4 protein-coding genes are annotated in these 18724 nt (G+C 64.8%); 1 reads left to right on the forward strand and 3 read right to left on the reverse strand.

All coding sequences use genetic code 11. The features are described 5' to 3' along the window. Window positions 1–55 precede the first annotated feature (55 nt). Window positions 56–5470 carry a hypothetical protein gene (locus tag V5E97_RS11535; RefSeq protein ID WP_406699469.1) on the reverse strand — a complete coding sequence of 1805 codons (5415 nt, stop codon included), beginning with the start codon at window positions 5468–5470 and terminating at the stop codon, window positions 56–58. Window positions 5471–6905: 1435 nt separating this feature from the next. Here V5E97_RS11535 and V5E97_RS11540 point away from each other — a divergent pair. Further along, a complete protein-coding gene (locus tag V5E97_RS11540) occupies window positions 6906–7373 on the forward strand; it encodes a hypothetical protein (protein ID WP_406699470.1) in 468 nt (155 codons plus the stop codon). Window positions 7374–7482: 109 nt separating this feature from the next. Here the strand turns inward: V5E97_RS11540 and V5E97_RS11545 are convergent, their stop codons facing one another. Both V5E97_RS11545 and V5E97_RS11550 read right to left on the reverse strand, forming a co-directional pair. Then, a complete protein-coding gene (locus V5E97_RS11545) occupies window positions 7483–12690 on the reverse strand; it encodes a sacsin N-terminal ATP-binding-like domain-containing protein (RefSeq protein ID WP_406699471.1) in 5208 nt (1735 codons plus the stop codon). Continuing rightward, entirely contained in the window at window positions 12677–18157 is a 5481-nt protein-coding gene (locus V5E97_RS11550; RefSeq protein WP_406699472.1) for a RecQ family ATP-dependent DNA helicase, read from the reverse strand. Before V5E97_RS11550 ends, V5E97_RS11545 begins: the two co-directional genes overlap by 14 nt. Window positions 18158–18724 lie beyond the last annotated feature (567 nt).

Below are 18724 nucleotides of genomic sequence, written 5' to 3' on the forward strand. Positions count from 1 at the left end.
CATCAACTTGCGTCGACACGACGGCGGCGAGCTTTCGCCGGATGAACCATAGTTTCTAAGGGTTCACCAGCTCGCGGGGCCACCACTGACGGGCATCGAGAATCCCGCTAGCGATCTCGGAGAGAGTGTTGCCGTCGTCAAGCTTGGCGAGCGACGAGGCGACGTCGCCAAGGGTGTGAAGGAATGCCGCCGGGCCGTCGAATCGCGAGCGGAGGATCAGCTGGTCGGCGAGGGTGGCTGCCTCCTGAGCTTGGCCGATGCGGCCCAGTGGCTCGACGAGGGCTTGCGAAACCCGCTCGGCGCCCGGGACGGCCTTACCACGCATGAGCCGGCCGACGCGCTCGACGATCCTCGCCCCGAGTTCGACCGATCCCTGGCGGACCAGCGTCGCTCCGATGTTCGCCCAGGCGATGAGTTCCTGTTCGGAGCGGCCGATTGACGCCGTGTCAAGGCGAGCGGTCGCGATCCTTGCAACCGATTGCCGCGCCTCCTCACGGTCGATCGCATCCGGGATGTCCTCGACAATAGCAGAAGCCCGCGCGATCTGGCCGGTTTCGGCAACGAATTCCGCGAACCGGGCTACCCGCTCGTGGTACTTGCTTCGGGAGGAGTCGATTTCCTCGGGTTGGAACAATAGATTCCATGATGGGCGGTCGCTCCCTCCTCCGAGTAGCTCGCTGTAGTACGCTCCCCGCCGCTGGCCGCTGTAACTATCGCCCAGGAAGCTCTCGGCCTTGCTCAGTATCGTTCGGGCGACCTTCAGGTCTCCACGCAGCGCGACTGCCCGGATCAACGCGAAGATTGCGTCCTCCCAAGACCGATAGTCACTTATCGTGTTTAGCAAGCCAATCGCCGCGTTGACTTGGCCGTCCGCCCCGAGGGCCCGGACGATATCCTCGGTCGCCTTTTCGCGGTGGCCTGGCTCGCTGAGTGACTCCCAAACCTTCTTCGCGCGTGTGGGACGTCCAGCCCGAGCCAACAGCCTTGTGACAGTCATCCGGATATCGTCCGCCCCCGCGCCGTCCGCGCACTTTGAAAGCACATGCAGCGCCCGCTCCGCCACCGCGGCGCACTGATTGGATTCCCCCGCCCACAAGAAGGCCCAGCCCAGGTCGCAGAACGCCCGGCCCCGCTCCAGAGGCTCCGCGATCGAGCCGATCAGCTCGACCGCCCAAGGGACCCTGCCGACGGCCCTGAGCGCGCCGGCCAGTTTCCACCACACGTCGGAACGACGCTCCGTGTCCGGCAGGCTCGCGGCGAAGAGTTCCGCGACGAGCGAGGAGGCGGCGCGAACGTCGTTCGCCCCGACCATCAGGCTCACCACCTGCGCCTTCGCCGGGAGCGGGTTTTCCAGTTGGTCGGCGATCCGAAGGGCCCGCAGATATTCTCCCCTTGCCGCGAGCCTCTCGGAAGTCCTCGACAGCGTTTTTTGAGGCCGCCCGCCCTCGGAGGACTGCCGTTTGGCCCAGCGCTCGGCGTGGTTCACGAACGCATCGGCTAATCTGGGATCTGTGTCGCCTAGTCCTGCCGAGATGTCGAAGTAGAGGTCGACTCGTCCGGCGTCCGTGAAGTGCTTGGACAGGCGGAGCGCGGGCCGCCAGTGCCCCGTCGTCAGGAGCCCCCTGTAGGTGCGGACCGCAACGACCTCCCCTTGATACTGTTCCGCCGCCTTGGCCAGGATCGCGCGATAGTTCGGATGTCGGCCGAGCCGAAGGTAGACCTCGGCGAGGTTCGCCGCGTCTTCGGGCTCGAGCCGGCCGTCGGGGCCGACGGCCGCATCCGCGATCCTGCCGGCCAGCTGGTCGCGGCCGTGCCGGGCAAGGGCGACTGCGATCTTGATCTCAGATGACGATTCCTCCTCGGACGGTTCGACGCGTTCTTGCGAGCGACGTACCTCCTCCAGCAGTTCGTCCACCGCGTCCTCGTGCGCGGCCGCGCGGCGAACCGCGAGGTCCAGCAATACCCTGGATCTCTCGGATTCCGAGGAGGCGTTCCGGGCAATTTGGAGCGCCCGCTTCCGGTAGCCGGCCCGGTCGAACCGGAGGGAGATCGCTGAGAGTAGCTCGTCGTTCGCTGCGGATCCGGTCCGCCCGGAATCCCGAAGCCTCATGGCACGCTCCAGGACTTTGCGCGCCTCGGATCGCGAATTGGCATCGAGCATCTCGTCGCATGATTTCAGCAAGTCCTCAATTGTAGGGCCGGCTTCAGCCTTCTTGAGGCCCCTCACGGCTATGCCTAGGCGGCCCGCCTCGAGGAGAATCGTATCGAGCAGTTCGTCCAGATCGTTTCGCCCATACTCGGTCCCGCCGTACCCACCCCCCCCATACCCAGTCCCCCCATACCCACGATCATCGCCGTCATCCCTCCACCGTCTCACGCCCCGTATTGCCTCCCTCAGGGCGGCCCGGGCCTGAGTTGCACGAAACTCGCTCTGAAGTGCGGACGCCACCTGGAGTGACCCTCTGACTCGGTCGAGGCCGCCCGGCAGGCCGCGAACGACCCGCATCGCCGCCTCGTCTTGGCCCGCCTGCAACAACTCGCCGATGACTCCCGCGACCGGCTGATAATCAGGTCCGCCCTTCGTCGCCGATCGTGCCCGGGTTTTCGCTCCTGCGGCCGACTGCAGAACCTCGACCTGACTCAGCGATTCCGACTCCCAGTCGGAGATCCGGTCGTCGTACTCGGGTGTGCGGGCTCGCATCTCGTCCGCACCCTTCCGGATCGCGTCAGGAAGCGATTCTAGGACCTCCAGGAGCTCGTCCCATGCGCCGGCACCGGCCAGCGTCATCGCCAGACCCTCGTGTGTCTGCCAGGTGAGGGGCTTACCCTTCCGGAGATCGCGGAGCGTTTGTCTCACGAGCATGCGTGCGCAGGCAGGTTGCCCGACGCCTGTCATGGCGCGAGCGATCGATGTTCGCGGCCCAACCGATTTAACCGATCGGGCACGCCGCTTCGCGGCATCGATCAGAACATTCCTGGCGGACTTTCTCGAAAGTTCCGCCGGGAGCCGCTTGGCAACAGCGAGCAGTGTGGCGGCCGCGATTTCGTCCGTCTCGCCCGCGACCGATTCGACTCCGTTTTCGGGCGACCCAAGACGACACCAGGCCCAAACCAATTGCTCCAGGAAGCGGCGGCCGGTCTCGGAGAACTCGAACCTCGCCCCTCGAAACCGCGTCAGCATTCTTGACAATTCGATCTTGGGCCCGTCGGTTGCCCCCGCCTGACAGATGTTCATCCCCGCCTCGACCAGGCGAGCGAGGGTGTCCACGAGTTCCCAATCCCGGTCTAGCCTCGGCGCTTCGCGCGTCAGCACCTTGAGAAGGGTGAAGGCAAGATCGTGCCGACCTTCCCCTGCAACCTTTTGCGCAGCGGTGAGCACGACCCCGAAGCGATTGTTGGTCGGCCTCGGGCCCAGCGCGGCCTTCGCGGCGGCGTTCGCATCGCCTGCCAGGGTCAGGATCGTCACCGCTTTCGTCAAGGCGCCCTTATTGGGGTACTTCTCCACGCGGGATTCTCGCAAAGCCGACCGCGCGAGGGCGGCAGCGTCGTCCGCATCCCCGGCTCGCCAGCGAATGTCGGCCAACGCCGACGCGGCGGCAACTCGCCGCTCCTCGGGCAGCAAATTCAGTAGAAGCCGCGCCTGGCGGACGTGCCCCACGGCGGCGAGGGCGCTGACGAACTCATCGGAGACGTTGGCGCTCAACGACCTCAACGTGGCGTACACGAAGCAACAGCGGTAGATCCCCGCCCTCGCCGCCGGGAGCATCTCCGGCGCGCGGCGGAGGGCACGCTCCGCGTCCTCCAGGAGAAGGGCGCTTGAACCGAACCGCCGCCGCTTCTCCTCCATTAGCGGTCGACAGACAAGTGCCAGCAGATCCTCGTAGCCCTGTCGGTCCCCGACGCTAAGGTCCAGGTGCGCCGAAAGATGGCGGAGGCCATATTCGTCGACGGCTTTCCAATCGACCTCGCCCCACTCACCGGACGGCGTGCCGGCGGCGGTCGGCACGCGGTACGAGCGGGCGATGCCGAGGTGCCATTCGCGGGCGTCGCAAACGAGTCCCGCGTAGCGGTCCCGCGCCGACGGGCTGCAGATGAATTCCGAGATGGAGCTGTGATAGAGTCGATACCTGTTGCGCGCCAATTCGGCGTCGTCCAGGAACTGCCCCATCCGAAGCAGTGCCTCGCACACCCATCGCAGCCCCGTCCGCGAGCCGATGAACCGGGCGACCTGCTCGAGCGAGAGCGGCTCGAACGCGGCCGCCAGGACCCCGAGCACCGGCTGATAGATCGCGGGCCACGCTGGCGCGGACGCCTCGTCGCGGCCTTCGCCTCGGGCGACGGCCATCGCCTCTGAGCGAACGCTGTCCTTTAGCAAGGTGAGGAAGAACCCGTACAGATCTTCGAGGTCGCCGGGCACGCCTTCCCGCGCCAGCAGCGTCTCGATCGCGCCCTTGTCTTGGGCTCGGGAAGCCTCGCGGACCCCGCGGAAGAACGCGGTGACGTACTGGAAGTTCCCCGCCGCCCTCTCGGCCACGCCCGCGGCCACGTCGGCCGGCTTCAGCTTGCACGACGCGACCGCGCGGGCGACGACTCGGTCTGCGACGAGCTTCGCCGCGTAGAGAGCCACGTCGTCCGACACCTCTCGGCTCGCGGGGTCGAGGGCCGCCGTGCGTAGCCACTTCGCCTTCTTGCCCTTGAACGCCCCGAGGAGCTCGGAGTCGGGGCGACTCGCGAGCACGAACCGGACGTTCTCCGGGAGTTGCGGCGCCGAGGCGAGCCACGAGAGGATGCTCTCGCCGCTCGCTTGATACCGGAGCTCGTCGAGCGCGTCCACGAGCACGACGATTCGGGCGTGGGGCTCGGTCTCGGCGAGCAGCCTCGCAGGATCGATCAGCGCCATGTATTGAAGGCTCGAAAGGTCGAGCAACCGCTCTTCGACCACGAACCGCTGCACCGAGAGGCCCTCCAAGTCTCCGGAAACCACGGCGACGTCCTGCTCGACGGTCAACGCCGTCTTGTAGAACGGAGAGGCCCCCAACTCTTGGATCGTGATGCCCGTGACCTTACCACCGGGCCGAATCTTACCCACTCTCTGTTTGACGATGACCTCGAGCCGGTCGGGAGCAAAGATCGCCGGCCGAATTGCCGCAAGCTGGTGGCCGATCGCGAACAAGAATGATCTCGCGTCTCCGCTGTGAAGCGGCTCGCGACTGTCTCGTCGAATGAAGTAGCGGGGCCACCCGGGGTTGCCCCGCGCCAGCGAAGCCATCACAGTGGACTTCCCGGCGCCGGAAGGCCCCTGGAGAAGGACGAACCGGCAATCGCGATCGGCGAGGTGCAACTCGACGCACCTGGTGAGCCAAGCCCGCGGGACAAGATTTGGGTCGTCGGCGTAGGAGCGGATGACATCCTCGGCAAACAGGCCGTCGGGTCCACCCCCGCGCCGCCCCCCCGGTACCTGCTTGCCCATCACCGGTGTCCCTCGCAACGCGACGAAGAACGGCCCGGGAGGCGGGGTAGTTTCCGGACACGGCCTTCATTACGCCGGGCCGCTTTCCAACCTGGGCCGGGGCCTCGGCGAACCCCTGGGTTGCTTCCGATCCGTTTTCCCGTGGCCACGTCCATGGCGAACTCCCCAGGGGTTGGGCCGCCCCGGGCGTCGAGCGGTCGCTCGGCGTTGTGCCCCCGGCGCCACAACTTGATCTTCGGACGCGTTTCGCAGCTACCCGTCTCGATTCTATCCCCAAGCTCTCGACGCCTCAACGACCTCAAGATTCGGCCCAAGTATGGGCCGGTTTTCGGGACCGGCTCAAGCCGTCCCGTGAGATTCTGCTGGAGAATTGATCGTATTCGCGGACAGGCCCATCACCACTTGATGACCACGCACAACCACCGAACGAATAAGTCACCTGTGAAGAAACCAAGTCGCCACTCGGAACCGACAGCCGAGTTGCGCGCTTCGGTCCGACACAACCGACGCGTCCTTCGAGGTTGCCTCTGACCCCACGTCGGCTGGATCGGCTTTCATGCTGCCGAACCTTGTTCGCTTCTGAACGACTGTCACCCTCAGCCCGTGAGCGCGTACCCGCGGGTGAACGAGGACTCGCCGGGGGCGTTCCGAACCGCTCGCATTCTCGCACTGCGAACGCGCGGTTCAGATCCCGGAAGACCCCGAATAATTGTTTTACGTCAAACAAAATTCTGGTGCTGTCGAGTTGGACTTGTGCCCGATCTGTTCGGTGATCAGTTCCGGCGAATTTTTCGATCGTGGCGCCACCGGCCAGGCGCGATCATCGCGATGCGAGACGCGTCGTGTTCGCGGCCCGTCAGACTGGAAGCCGTCAGGGATCCGGCGGCTACCTTCGTCGAACGGCAGTCACCGAAATTGCGGGAGTCTTCCGGCGTCGCGTTTCCGAGTCCGAGGATCGTAGATCGCCCTTGTCCGCCGAGTCCTGTGTCGCCGCGATCAACTCCCGGAGCTTCTGCGGATCAGCTGAAGCTAGCCGTAAGGCCTCCTCGCAGCCGGCCACGGCCTCGGTGATGCGACCCAGCGCCTGATGGCAGAGGCCTCGCTCGCCCGGTACGGCGGGTTCTGAGGGATCGAGTCGCGCCGCCTCGTCGTAGTCGGCGATCGCCCGGGCATACTCACTGCCTCATGGCAAACAAGCAGCACCCTCGATGCCCATTTCATAGACACTAATTTTGAAACTAAACAGATTGTTCTGGCATGTTTAGCAATTTTTGGATGCGTAATAATTTTGGATATGTTAATTATATCGTTGCTATGGCAGATCCGGCCCGCAACGGCCCGCTTGGTCATGCGAGGGCAGTCTCTGCGAGCCGGTTCGCTGAGTTCTGTCGATGGATGATTACCGAAGTCGGAGTCCCAAGGTGGAGGTCAGTCGATGCAGGACAAACTTTCGAGACGTGTTTTCATTCAAATGGCTGGGGCAAGCAGCCTCGCCGCAATCGGATGCGACGTCAAGGACGCACCCACGGTGGCACTTGTAGTCGCAGAGGGCGGTCTGCGGGTCTATCAAATCGTCGCGGTGTGGGTCGGAGAGAAGCTCCTTGCGCTCCCTCACCCGGCGGCCCGCATTTCCGGTGTCGCTCTGGTCGCATCGGCCGTGCCGGCCGAACTGACCGTCGCTTATCTCGACCGCGAACTCCAACGGCGTGAAATCCGAGTGATCCTTGAGGAAGAGCGGAAGATCGCCGTTGAAGGCAAGGGTTCCGTCACACTGGACATCGATTATCTCGACCTCGAACACCAACCGCGTAAAGCCCGAGGGATCCTTGATGAAGCTCAGAAGATCGACGTTGAAAGCAAGGGTTCCGTCACGTTCGTCTCGGGGCACATCCTCCGCGGCTGATGGTTCCTGAGTGGTGCACTTCGCAATGCTTGCGAACCAACGGAAGTGGTGGGACACAACGTGTCTTCCCGACCGGCCACTTCCGCTCAACACCCCAGGCCATTCAGGTTCAATTTCTCAAGCAGGGCCTATCAACAAATCCTTTCTCCGACGGCGCTCCAGCGACCGGCTCAATGACCTTACCTAGCCGATAAATAACCTTGAGCTCGCTCAATTCCTCGATGAGGTCATCGATCGCATCGTGCCAGAGGCTCGGATCGGGCTGGGCCAGCATCTCGAGCTTCTCCGTGAGTTGCGTCACCTCGTGAGGTTCGAGCGGACATCGCGCCGGTGCGCTCTCCGCGTTCCACGTGTCGTCAGGCGACGGGCGATCGGGATCGGGCACCGAGGTCGAATCGACTACGAGCAGAGCACGATAGCCGGCCCGCAATTCGGACGCTTCGTCCGGGACCAGCCGCCAGCGACGATCATCCGTCGGCTCGAAGCAGGCAAAACCGTAGAGCGTTGCGAGCACCGAGAAGTACGAGCAGGGACGTCCGCTCTTCAAGAGGCTGCGGTGGATCTCGGCCGCGGTCGCTGGGGCCGTGGAGTCTTCCAGCGTTTCGTAGACCTCGGTCAGGACCCCAGTCCCCCGGGCCGCCACAAGTGTGTTATAGGCCCTCCGGTTCTCCCACCGCCGCTCCTGCCGGTAGACCTTCTCGTCGAATGCCACGGTGAACGGCTTGGGATGGCAGGTCAGGACCACGGGAAAACCGTCGTCGTCGAAGTCGAAGAACTCGACGGTGCCGATGTCGATCGGCTCTTCCAGGAACTCCGCATGGAGATGGTAGCACCAGGGATCACTCGTCGCATCGAGCGAGAGCACCGTTCCGTAGGGCCAATCGTGGCGGGCCTCGAGGAAGGCGGTCAGACCTTTGCCGTGGACGATGCCCGCCCGGTAGTCGATGGCCACCAGGACTCGCTCACCGTCGTCGTCGATGAGCTCGAACTCCGCCGGCCACTCGGGCTCGAAGAGGCGGAGATCGGCGGGGGCAAATCGGAGGAACCCGTGCTCCAGGTTGACCGCGTAGAGCGCGGTCCGGATCCGGTTCGAGATCGCTTCATCACTCTCTGAAATCGGAGCAGGCGGCTCCTCGCAGCCTTCCAGGTATTCCTGGACCTCGCGACGCCGGGGGGCAGTCCCAAGCCGCTCGGTGAGTCGGGCGTTGCTCCCCCTCGGTGAGCGAAAACGCGTCGGCCCACGATACGCGAGGCCCACCGCCGGAGGTGTCCACTCTCTTGGGCGACCCGATCTCGGCCGAAGGCCCTTGTCCGGAACCGGAGACCCGTCGTCGATGTCCTCGCCGTTGTTCCGGACTGGATCCGTCCCGCGTCGTCTCCCGTTCGAGCGCGCATCGCCGGGGGCGCGTTCAGCCGGGTCAGAAGATCGTCCGGCACCAGGCCTGTCCGATTCGTGCGTCTTGTCCTCGGCCGGCTCCGGGTTCGAGGTGACGGTGCCACCCTCCTCGGAATCATCGGGCAACTCCTCGACGACCGGATGGGCTGGCCCGTTGTGGAGGTGGTTCCACTCATCCTCCGGCACGAGATAGCCTTGCCGCTCGGCATGGGCGGCCCTCTGCTCGTTGGGGACGGTGATCAATGTGTAGAAGGCGTAGGCGAGTCCCGGGACGCCGAGCACGGATTCCAGGTCGTTCCCGAGGTCGAGCAGCGTCTCGCAGCGGTCGGCGCGGAGGACGATCCCCTCGGCGTCGATGGCGAGCGCGGGTTCTCTCGGGTCGGTGATCGTTCGCTCGCCGAGCGTATACCGGACCCGGATCGAGCTGGCAAAGCGGATCGGCGCCCCCGCCAGGGCCGTGGCCTGGCCCGATTCGACCAGCGCATCGAATCGCGAACGCGCCACCCTGCGGATGTAGCCGAGGAGGTCACGCCGGATTGCTTGGAACCGGCTGGCGATCCGGACGCAGGCAGGACCGGCGGCGACCTCGTCGAACGTGACGGAACGTGGGGCCTCGCTCACCCGGGGCAAGCCGAAGAGGTGAGCGACGGCGCGGGCAACCTCGGGCTCGGCGTGGCCCTCCGGGAGCCAGAGGAACGTCGCCGCACCTTCCTTGCGGAACAGTGCGGTCAGTTCGTGATCGTCCGGTGCCACCAGCTCGGCGCAGGAATAGAATTCAAAGTCGTGGCCGAGGAGCGACCCTTCCTCCAAGAAATCCTGGAGCGCCTCGGAGCCCCCGTCACGTGCGAAGTCGGCCTCCGTGAGCGTGAGGTACGCCTCCCAGATCCGGGCCCGCTCCAGAGACTGGGTGAAGGCGAATTCCTCGTTGTCGTAAATCTGGGCGACTTGCCTCAAGGTCTCGATCGCGAATTTCGGCGTCGCCTGCTCGGCAACCTCCAGCCTCAGAAAGAAATCTTTGAGAGAGGGATAGAAGGGTTCGATCGCGGGAGTTCCGCGCGGGATGCGGCCCTTGGGAGCCTTCCAGACCAGGTCATCGGACGCCGCGAACGGGAATTCGGGACGATGCGGCAGAAAGATAAAACGGGAGGACTTGAACTTCGCGATCAGGCTGGCTCCGTGGCCTTCCTCCTGCCACGCGGTCGCAAGAAGGCCGTAGAGTTCCCGATAGCCATTGAGGTTGAAATCGCCACGCTCGATACGAGCGTCCAGTTCGACGAGCAACTCATCGACTGAGAGGCGGATCCGCAGGCCGAGTGCCTGGATCAGTCCTTCGTTCTCCAGCGGGATCGCGAGGCAGCGACCTGACGAGAAACCAAGGCCCCCGTCATCGTTGCTGAGCCAGACGTCGTCCGGACGCCGAGGTTGTCCATCCCCACGCACCGGGACCCAGGCCTCGGAATGCAGCAACTGGACGAACTCGCAGGGGAGGACCTTGGTATCTTCGCGGCCGCTCCGCTTCCACTTCGAATAGTGATGGTAAGTCGATTGCCACCAGAGCGGAGCCTTGGCTGCGGCGGTCCCTCCGAAGCGGGTTTCCCACTCCCCCCACTGACCGTCGAGTAGTTTCAGGAGGAGCCGTCCTCGATCGTCGCGTGTCGACTTGACCTTGTCCGCCAGATACTCGAACAGCTTGATCAGGTCAGCAATCTTCAAATAGTTCGTGACCTTGGTCAGCTTGTCGGACGGGCCGAAGACATCCGGAATCTTGACCTCAAATTCCTGAGGAAGGAGCCACGATCGACGGATGAGTTGCAGGCTGCGCGGTGCGCCAAGATCCGTCAGGAAGCCCTGCCATTCCTTGAGTTTGCGCTCTCGTTTCTTCCTTGTGCCGTCCCACTCGACCAGCAAATCGGCGTCGATGAACCAGACGTCGGGGACACCTTGAAAAAGCCGAGCGAAAGTCGGGTTACCCCCGAGCTCGGCGGGGAGATAGGCCTCGCGGACACCCTTGACTGTGCGTTTCTTTCGCGGTCCTGAAGCAGGTACGGGAAGACTGCGGAAGGCGGCGGTGACGTCCATCTCGGTCTCATCTGCATCCTTCTGGATCTGAGACCAGTGTTCCTTGATGTACAGCAAGAGTCCGAAGTCGGCCTGGAGCCCCTCGATCGACTCGTAGGTCTGATCCTCCAGATAGGGGAGAACCTGATTCCAGACGATCTCGAGAGGACGGTGGTGCTTGATTTCCAGCCGTTCGAGGAGAAACGTCCGGGCGGCCTGGGTCCGGTGGTTGAGCCGCTTCTCCTCCTCCTTCCGCGGGGATGGATTGCGCCGGATGATCGCATGCGAAACGATCCGGAACGTGAACCGCTTCAGGCCGTAAGACTCCACGACACGCTCTTCCGATGGAGGGAGATAGACCGTCTCCTCCCCGGCGGCAACGAGGCGGCCCCCTTCGAGGCGGATGATCGGAAGCGACTTGAGCGTGTCCTCGTCGAAGAGATCCGGGTAATCGTTGAGGTAGCCGTACAGATCGATGAACCAATCGTCATCGCGTCCGGAGAGCCAGTCGTGCCGGGCGAGCAACGAGCCAAGGAGGGTTTGAGCGTCGGGGATGTCCAGCCACTGGGCCACGGCCGCGGGGACCTGGAAGCGGAAGTCGAGATACTCGACGTCGGACCCGAGCAACTCGGCCAGGGCCGAAGGGGGAAAGAGCCGACGCAGCCTCTCGTCGGCCCGGAAGACCTCTCCGAGGGGACGGAGTCGACCGGATTCACCGGGAAAGACGGGTTCACGCGCGATCGCCGCCAGAATTCGATTCGCGACGGGCTTGAAGAACCCCGTGCTGATCTCGTCGGGTAATGGCAAGGTTTGCAGGAACGAGAGCCGAAATGACTCGCTCGTTCGGACGCCATGCTTCACGGCCGCGAGGTACGCGGGGGGGAGTTGGTCTCGGAGCCACTTGTTCCAGGCCGAGTCACCGTGGATCGACTCGCGGTTGGCGGTCGTCAGGAAATCGGCCTGAACGAGAAAGGGGAGTCCGGGCTTGAGACCCGTAGGCAGAAACGCATAAATGAACGCATCGCTGAGCCGAAGGCAATGGCCGTGCTCATCGGCGTGAAATGCGAAGACGAGCTCCCGGACCTGGACGCCCTGTCGCTTCTTCTCCACCAAGTCGGCCGGAACTTGAGCGTCGTGGCGATGGACCAACCAGCCTGTCGTCTTGTCGCCATCGACGATCTGGATCACGCCGTTCTGGCTGGCGGATCGCTGGAGTCGACGGACTGCGCCGCTGACTCGGTCCTCGACGACGATCCGATTCAACGTCTTGAGGAAGAGCAACGTCTCGCCGGGCAGCTCGCGAAAGTCCGACCAGAGGGAATGCTCAAGGTCGTCGCGGAGCGCCGGTCGGAGTGGAAGGACGATCGTGGTCGTCGCCGGGTCGATCGACAGGCCGGCTGCCGGCTCGCACCACGAGGGTACGACGAACGATTCGTCGTCGAACTGGAAATGAAACGCGCCAGAGTAGACCTGGGGCCTGGCGGTCACCTTGAAGACGCTCTTGAACCCGATCCCCTTCTCGCCCACGTAACCCCGCGTCCGGTCGACCTTGGTCGACCGGGCCACCGCACAGATGGCCTCCACGTTCGCCGGGCTGAATCCAGTTTCATTATTCCTGACGACTATGTCGTGGCCATCCAGGACGAAATGGACGAACCGATCACCCAAACCCTCGGGGTAGGAATTATCTTCCGCGTTCTGGATTAACTCGTAGACGAAATGCGAATCCTGGCTATAAATCTCCTCCGACAGCATTTTAAGCATGTCGGTATAACTTTGATAAAGCTCGGGATCGCGCTCTCGCCGATCGTGATAGCGGCGGGCCAAGCGTTCGATACAAGCGCGGGCTTCAATCGGTGTCATTCGAGTTCCTCAGATCAGAGTCGGTCGTCGTGGACGACAGCACGTGGTGCAGCCCCATGTCGGTCAGGCCGAGATAAGTGTAGGTCATCGCGGCATCGGCCCCCTCAAAGCTCTGGTTCGTCGCCCAGCCGAGTCCAACAAGGCGATCGAAGAGTGTCTCGATAGCGACACCTCGGCCCGGTAAAGAGGCGAGCAGCCCCCACTGACGGAAGGAACGGAGGCGGCGGTCCTTCCAATCCCTAAGGTAGGGCTCGCGGACGTGACGGAGGACCCCGTAGGCATTGCCGAGCAGGATCGACCGGAGCGTCTGACGGCTCAGGGGCGCGCGATTCTCCTCGCGAGCGCGGGCGACGTTCGCCTCGATCAATTCGAGAGCGACCCGCTCCGGATCGAACAGGAGGGACGGGTTGGGGACATCGGCCAATCGCTCGTCCTTCCACGGGACATCGCCCGTCGCACCGCAAGCGTCGCAGCTCCCACAACCGGACATGGCGAGGGGCATGGCTTGGCCCAGGTACTCGAGCAGCGTCCGGCGGCGGCATCCCGTGGTCGAACGCGCGTAGGCCAGCATCTGGTCGAGTTTGTCGTATTTGCCGTCGATCAGGGGATCGCCAGCCCGAAGACGCGGGGGGGTCGCACCGAAGTGCGGTCCGGGTGAGAACCGCAACGCGCGTCCGAATGGCCGGTAGTTCACGTGGCCGCGCACGGCGAGACTCGCCAGGATTCGGTCCAGTTGCTCGGCCTCGACGCCGATCTCCGCGGCCCAACGAGGGACCTCGACGGTCTCGCGCCGGTAGGCCGGGATCGCTTCCAGTGCGGTGAGGACTCGGGCCGAACTGACGCCGGTCTCCTCCGGATCTCGAGCGAACTCTTCGCGGAGTTCGCCCGGCTCGGCCAGGACGACGAGCGAGGCCTGAGTGACGACGTCGGTTTCACGACGGATCCAACCCGACTCCTCGAGGCGAAAGAGGAGGATCCGGAGGAATAACTCGTCGGCATCCGTCTCCGCGGCGAGTTCTCCCAATTCGAAGGGCTCGAGCGATGCAACGAGTGGGCGGAGTCGAGCCAGAATCCTTTCGACACGGCCCGGCTCCATCCGCAGCGCCTCGATGAAGTAGGCCTGCGTCTTGCGATCGGCCTCGCGGAAGAGCATGACGGCCCAGGCGGGGCGCCCGTCCCGACCGGCTCGACCCGTTTCCTGAAGATAGGATTCCAGGTCGCCGGGCACGTCATAGTGGATCACATAGCGAACATCGGGCTTGTCAATCCCCATGCCGAACGCTTTGGTGGCGACCACGATGCGGATGTGGTCGTCGAGGAAGAGCTCCTGCGTCTCCGCCCGCTCCTCGGCCTCCATCTTCCCGTGATAGGCGCGGGCCGAGAGTCCCAGCGCGGCGAGCTTGCCGGCAACCTCCTCGGCCCGGCGCGTGGTGGCGGTGTAGACGATCATCACCTCGCCCCGACGCTCGGCCGTGCGGGCCAGCAGGTAGACGATCCGAAACTTGTCGTTCTGGTTCTTGACGCGGAACGGCCGGCTCCGGGCGTTGTAGACGATGTAGGTAATCTCCGGGCGGTCAAAGTCGCCTCGGATGATGACCGGATCGCGCATCTCAAGACGACGTTCGATGTCGCCCTGAATCTCGGGCGTGGCGGTTGCGGTCAGCGCCACGATCGCCGGGCGGCGGGCCAGCGCGGTGACCATTGGTGCGATGCCGACGTAATCGGGCCGAAACGTCGGGCCCCACATCGAGATGCAGTGGGCCTCGTCGACCACCAGCTGGGCGAGTTGGCATCCCTCGAGCGCCGCCAGGAGTTGGGGGTCGCGCAGCCGTTCCGGGCTGACGTAAAGGAGTCGCAATCGGCCTGCTTTCGCACGACGGAGCACATCTTCGCGCTCGCCGGCGTCCTGGTGACTGGTCAGGGAGTCCACCATGTCGAGCTGCAGGGCGCGGAGCTTTTCCACCTGGTCGCGCATCAGGGCAATCAACGGGGAAATCACCAGCGTCAGGCCCCGGCGTAAGAGCGCCGGGAGTTGGAACGTCAGCGACTTGCCCGAGCCTGTCGGCAGCAGCCCGAGGACGTCCCGCCCCATCAAGACGGCGCGGACGATCTCTTCCTGTTCGGCCAGCCGGAATCCCTCGTGGCCGAAGACTCGGCGCAGGAACTCGAGGATCGCCGGCCGCTGTTCGTCGTACTGGGCATCGGTCAAGGCCAGGGGGAGGTCCCATCGCTCGACTTCGCGGGCAATCTCGGAGAGGAGTTCGGCGGGGAGCGCCGCCAGAAGCGAAGGTAAGTCCCGGCCGGCGAACAGATCGGGCAGGTGTGCAGCGATGGCCCGATAGGTGTCACATCGTGAGATCTCGGAGGCCGGGGCCCGGGCAGGCCCCGGGAGGGTCCTCAGGATGTCGGCCTTGTAGGTCCGCTCATGGATCCGGCGATCCATCAGGAAGACGGCACCACGGTCCTCGGGCGAGCGAAGCAGTCGGCCGAAGCCTTGCTTCAACCCCAGCAGTGCGAGTGGCAGCAGGTAGTCCTCGAACTCCGAGCCACCCCTGGCGGCGACCGCCTCGCGGCGTGCATCCACGACCGGGTCGCCGTAGGGCGGAAACGGCAGCTTCTCCATCACGACCAACGAACAGGACGGCCCCGGGACGTCGACCCCCTGCCAGAATGACTTGAGGCCGAGAAGCACCGAGTGCTCGCCATCGCGAAAGTGCTCGCGTAGGTGGCGTTTCGAGAATCCGGGACGCTGAACGAGGACCTCGATGCCGGTGGGTGTCAGAGTTTCCTCGAGGTGTGTCGCGACCTCTTCCAGCCGCTTCCGCGCGGTGAAGAGCGCCAGCCCGCGGCCGCGAGTAAAGTCGAACAGGGTGTCCAACTCCGCGGCCAACTCGCGAGTGAAGAACGGCAGGCTCGCGCCACGGGGGGCATGCTGGAGATAGCGCGGGATCAGAAACAAAGCGTTGCGCCCGTCGAAGGCACCTGGGAGTGTGTGCAGATGCTCCACGTCTACAGTCCGGTCGAGTCCAAGCCGGCCCAGGAAAAAGCCATATTCGCCGCCGCGGGTGGTCAGGGTCGCCGAGGTCAGGACAATGCCACCCGATGTGTCGAATCGGTCAGCAATTCGCTCGGCAACGTGGACCGGGGCACGCCGGATCGCCCAGGTCGGTCGTTCCAGCTTGTCGTCCTCGGGACGGGCCTGGGCTTCGAACCAGACGACCCAGGCCGGCTCTTGACGTCCGAACGGAGCGGCCAGCGTGCGACGGAGTTCGCGGACGCGGTCGGCCAGCAGGAGGGGTTCGGCCTCGCCAAGGCCTTCGGTCGGCTCGTGGTCGATCGCCGCGGCGAGGGTTCGTAACCGCCGCTCGACTTCGTCCAGTGCGGCGTCGAGCAGTCGCCAACTGCGGTCGAGCGAGGTCCAGCGCGTCGGATACTCGCGACGCCCATCGGCGCGGATCCGACAGGTAGCGCCGTGATCGCGGCGGGGATCAAACCCGACGTGGAGGAGGAACGCGGCCAACCCCCGGCCGAACGCGATGACTTCTGCCCGTGCCTGTCGCACGGCTCCGAATGCGCCCCTGGCGGCGTCGCGTACGCCGCCGTCCGGCCCAGTCCGCCTGAGGACGCGCGGCAGGAGGCCCTCGCGGTCACCGGGAGCAAGGATTTCGGCCAGCAGGGTGGCGAGGCCCGCCCTCGAGACCTCCTCGCTCCAGGCCGAGGTCGCGGCATCCTCGAGTTCGTGCGCCTCGTCGAGCAAGACGCCGGCAAACTCGGGGAAGTCGTCGGCCGCGGGTGAGAGCCAGAGCGCGTGGTTGATGACCACGACGTCGGCCGCAGTCGCCTTCGCCCGGGCCTGGGCGCGGAAGCAGCCGCGTGTCCCTCGGCAGAGGTCGGAGTCGCACCGTCCCCGCTCACCGCGGACCGCCGCAACCGTCCGTTGCGCTGAGGCGAACCGTTCTCGCAGCCCGAACGGCACCGACTCCAGATCCCCTTCAAGTCCCTCGCTCGCCTGGTGGGCTGCCCAGCCGATCAGGCAGGCCAACATGTAACGCGTGGCACGGCTGGAGGGGTCAGGACCCGCGGCGACGGTGTCGTACGCGAGCCGGGCCAGAGCACGGACGCAAAGATAGTTGCCTCGGCCCTTGAGCACGGCGTACCGGAAGGCCACCCCTCCATCGCGACGCAACCCGGCGAGGTCGTCCTCGAGCTGGTCCTGAAGGTGGCGCGTGTGCGTCGAGAGCAGAACCCGATGTCCCGTCGCCAATGCATGTCGGACCGCCGGAAATGCCAGGCCGAGCGACTTTCCGGTTCCCGTCGGTGCCTCGATCACGCGAACGCCTCCCTCATTCAACGTTTTCGCCACCAGCCTGACCATCTCAACCTGGCCAGGCCGCATGTGTCGGCCGCTCGTTCGAACATGGCCCTCGAATGCCCCGCGGGTCGCCTCCTCCGATCCGCTGAAAATGCGGCCCGCCGAGGGCCGCTCGTGGTCCTCGGGGAAACCACGCGGGACGAGAATCGCCGCGAGTCCCTCCTCGTCGATCCCTGACGGGACCTCGCCGAGCATGTCCGCCAGTAGCGCCCGGAGGCCGGGACCCCGCCGATCGTCGTCGAGGAGGTCGTCGAGACGCTCGAGGAGCCGGACGAGCACTACCTGTAACACGGCCGCATCGTAGACGGCGTTGTGGTGCCCGGTGCCCGTGACCCGAGTCTCGCTCTCGATCAGTGCGAGGACCTCCGGACTTCCCTCGGCGAAGCCCATCATCTCGGCCAGCGACTCGAGCGAGTGCCGATCGAGATGGGGCAATACCAGCCACGCGAGTTCCAGCGAGTCGAGGACCGGGTGATCGGGCCCAAGCCCGCGGCTCTGGAGGAACGGAAGGTCGAGTTGGTGAGCATTGTGGGCAACGAGCGGCCGGTCCCCGACGAACTCGCGGAACCGGGGCCAGACCACCTCCCAGGGCTCCGCATGGCGGATGAGTCGATCCATCGGCCCGTCGAGCTCGATCTTGAGCACCTGGCGGAGCGAAGTCGGAATGGTCCGGTCACCCGGGTGGACCGGCTCGAAGAAAATCCCTGTGACCTCACCCTGATCGATCCGCACGGCCCCGATCTGGATGATCGCGTCCTCGACGGGATCGGTCCCGGTCGTCTCCAGATCGAAGGTGACGTAGCTCCGGCCCCGGACCGCACTCAAACCGACCAGCGGGAGGCCGGTTTCGGGTTCGTCGCATGGGGGGCTGTCCGTTGGCGCAAGCATCTCCTCGGTGAGGTGGGCGAGTAACGCAAACCGGCCCGATGCCACCTCGCGCAATCGGGGACTTTGTCGACAAAGCCGAAGGAGCAGGTCCTCGGAGACGGGCCGCCCACCCCGATTTCGTAACCCACGTTGAATCTGGGCAATGTGCACGGCCCCATCGAGGTCTTTCATGACCTCGACGACCTCCGCCTCCAACGCGGTCGTCATGCTGGCTCGCTGCTCCTTGTGGGGCATTGCAACGGCCGAAACCACCGGCCCCGTTGGCCCGGCAGCTTGACCAGTCCGGGAACTCGATCGACGCCTGAGCGGAGATCACTCTGCACAAGGTCTAGGCCATAACCAGGCCCGATGCATCTCGCTTGATGAGATTCAGCGAATCAAAGGGTGCCCCTCGATCGCGCGGGGAGCTCTATTCAGCGGAATTTCCCTTCGCGATTTTCCCCTCGGGGGGGCAGCCTCGGCGAACGCTCCATTCGTGAAGTCGCAATCCACTGACTTCCTCAAGCCAATCTCATTCGATCCTTCGTTGCGGTTGAGATGGCGCCAACTCGATCTCCTGCATATCGTTTTTCCTGTTTCCCGATCGGTCTCGGATGGAGGACCGAGGCAGCCAACTCAGTGACGGTCGTGACTGCGACCTACCACGGCATCCTCGCCCGTGCTCGGTCGCCAAACGCTTCCGAAGGGAAGCGGCCATCGTCAGTCCCACCGGCGGTGTAGTCGTCCATGGGTGTACGAACCATGGCCAAGACGCGTCGAGCAGTCGGCGCGGAA

This window comes from Singulisphaera photorubra, from assembly GCF_045290345.1.
GTDB lineage: Bacteria > Planctomycetota > Planctomycetia > Isosphaerales > Isosphaeraceae > Singulisphaera.

Bases quoted from the DNA above. Each gene is read 5' to 3' on its own strand.
- V5E97_RS11545 (WP_406699471.1), bottom strand. From the start codon at position 12,690: ATGACACCGATTGAAGCCCGCGCTTGTATCGAACGCTTGGCCCGCCGC.
- V5E97_RS11535 (WP_406699469.1), bottom strand. From the start codon at position 5,470: ATGGGCAAGCAGGTACCGGGGGGGCGGCGCGGGGGTGGACCCGACGGC.
- V5E97_RS11550 (WP_406699472.1), bottom strand. From the start codon at position 18,157: ATGACGACCGCGTTGGAGGCGGAGGTCGTCGAGGTCATGAAAGACCTC.
- V5E97_RS11540 (WP_406699470.1), top strand. From the start codon at position 6,906: ATGCAGGACAAACTTTCGAGACGTGTTTTCATTCAAATGGCTGGGGCA.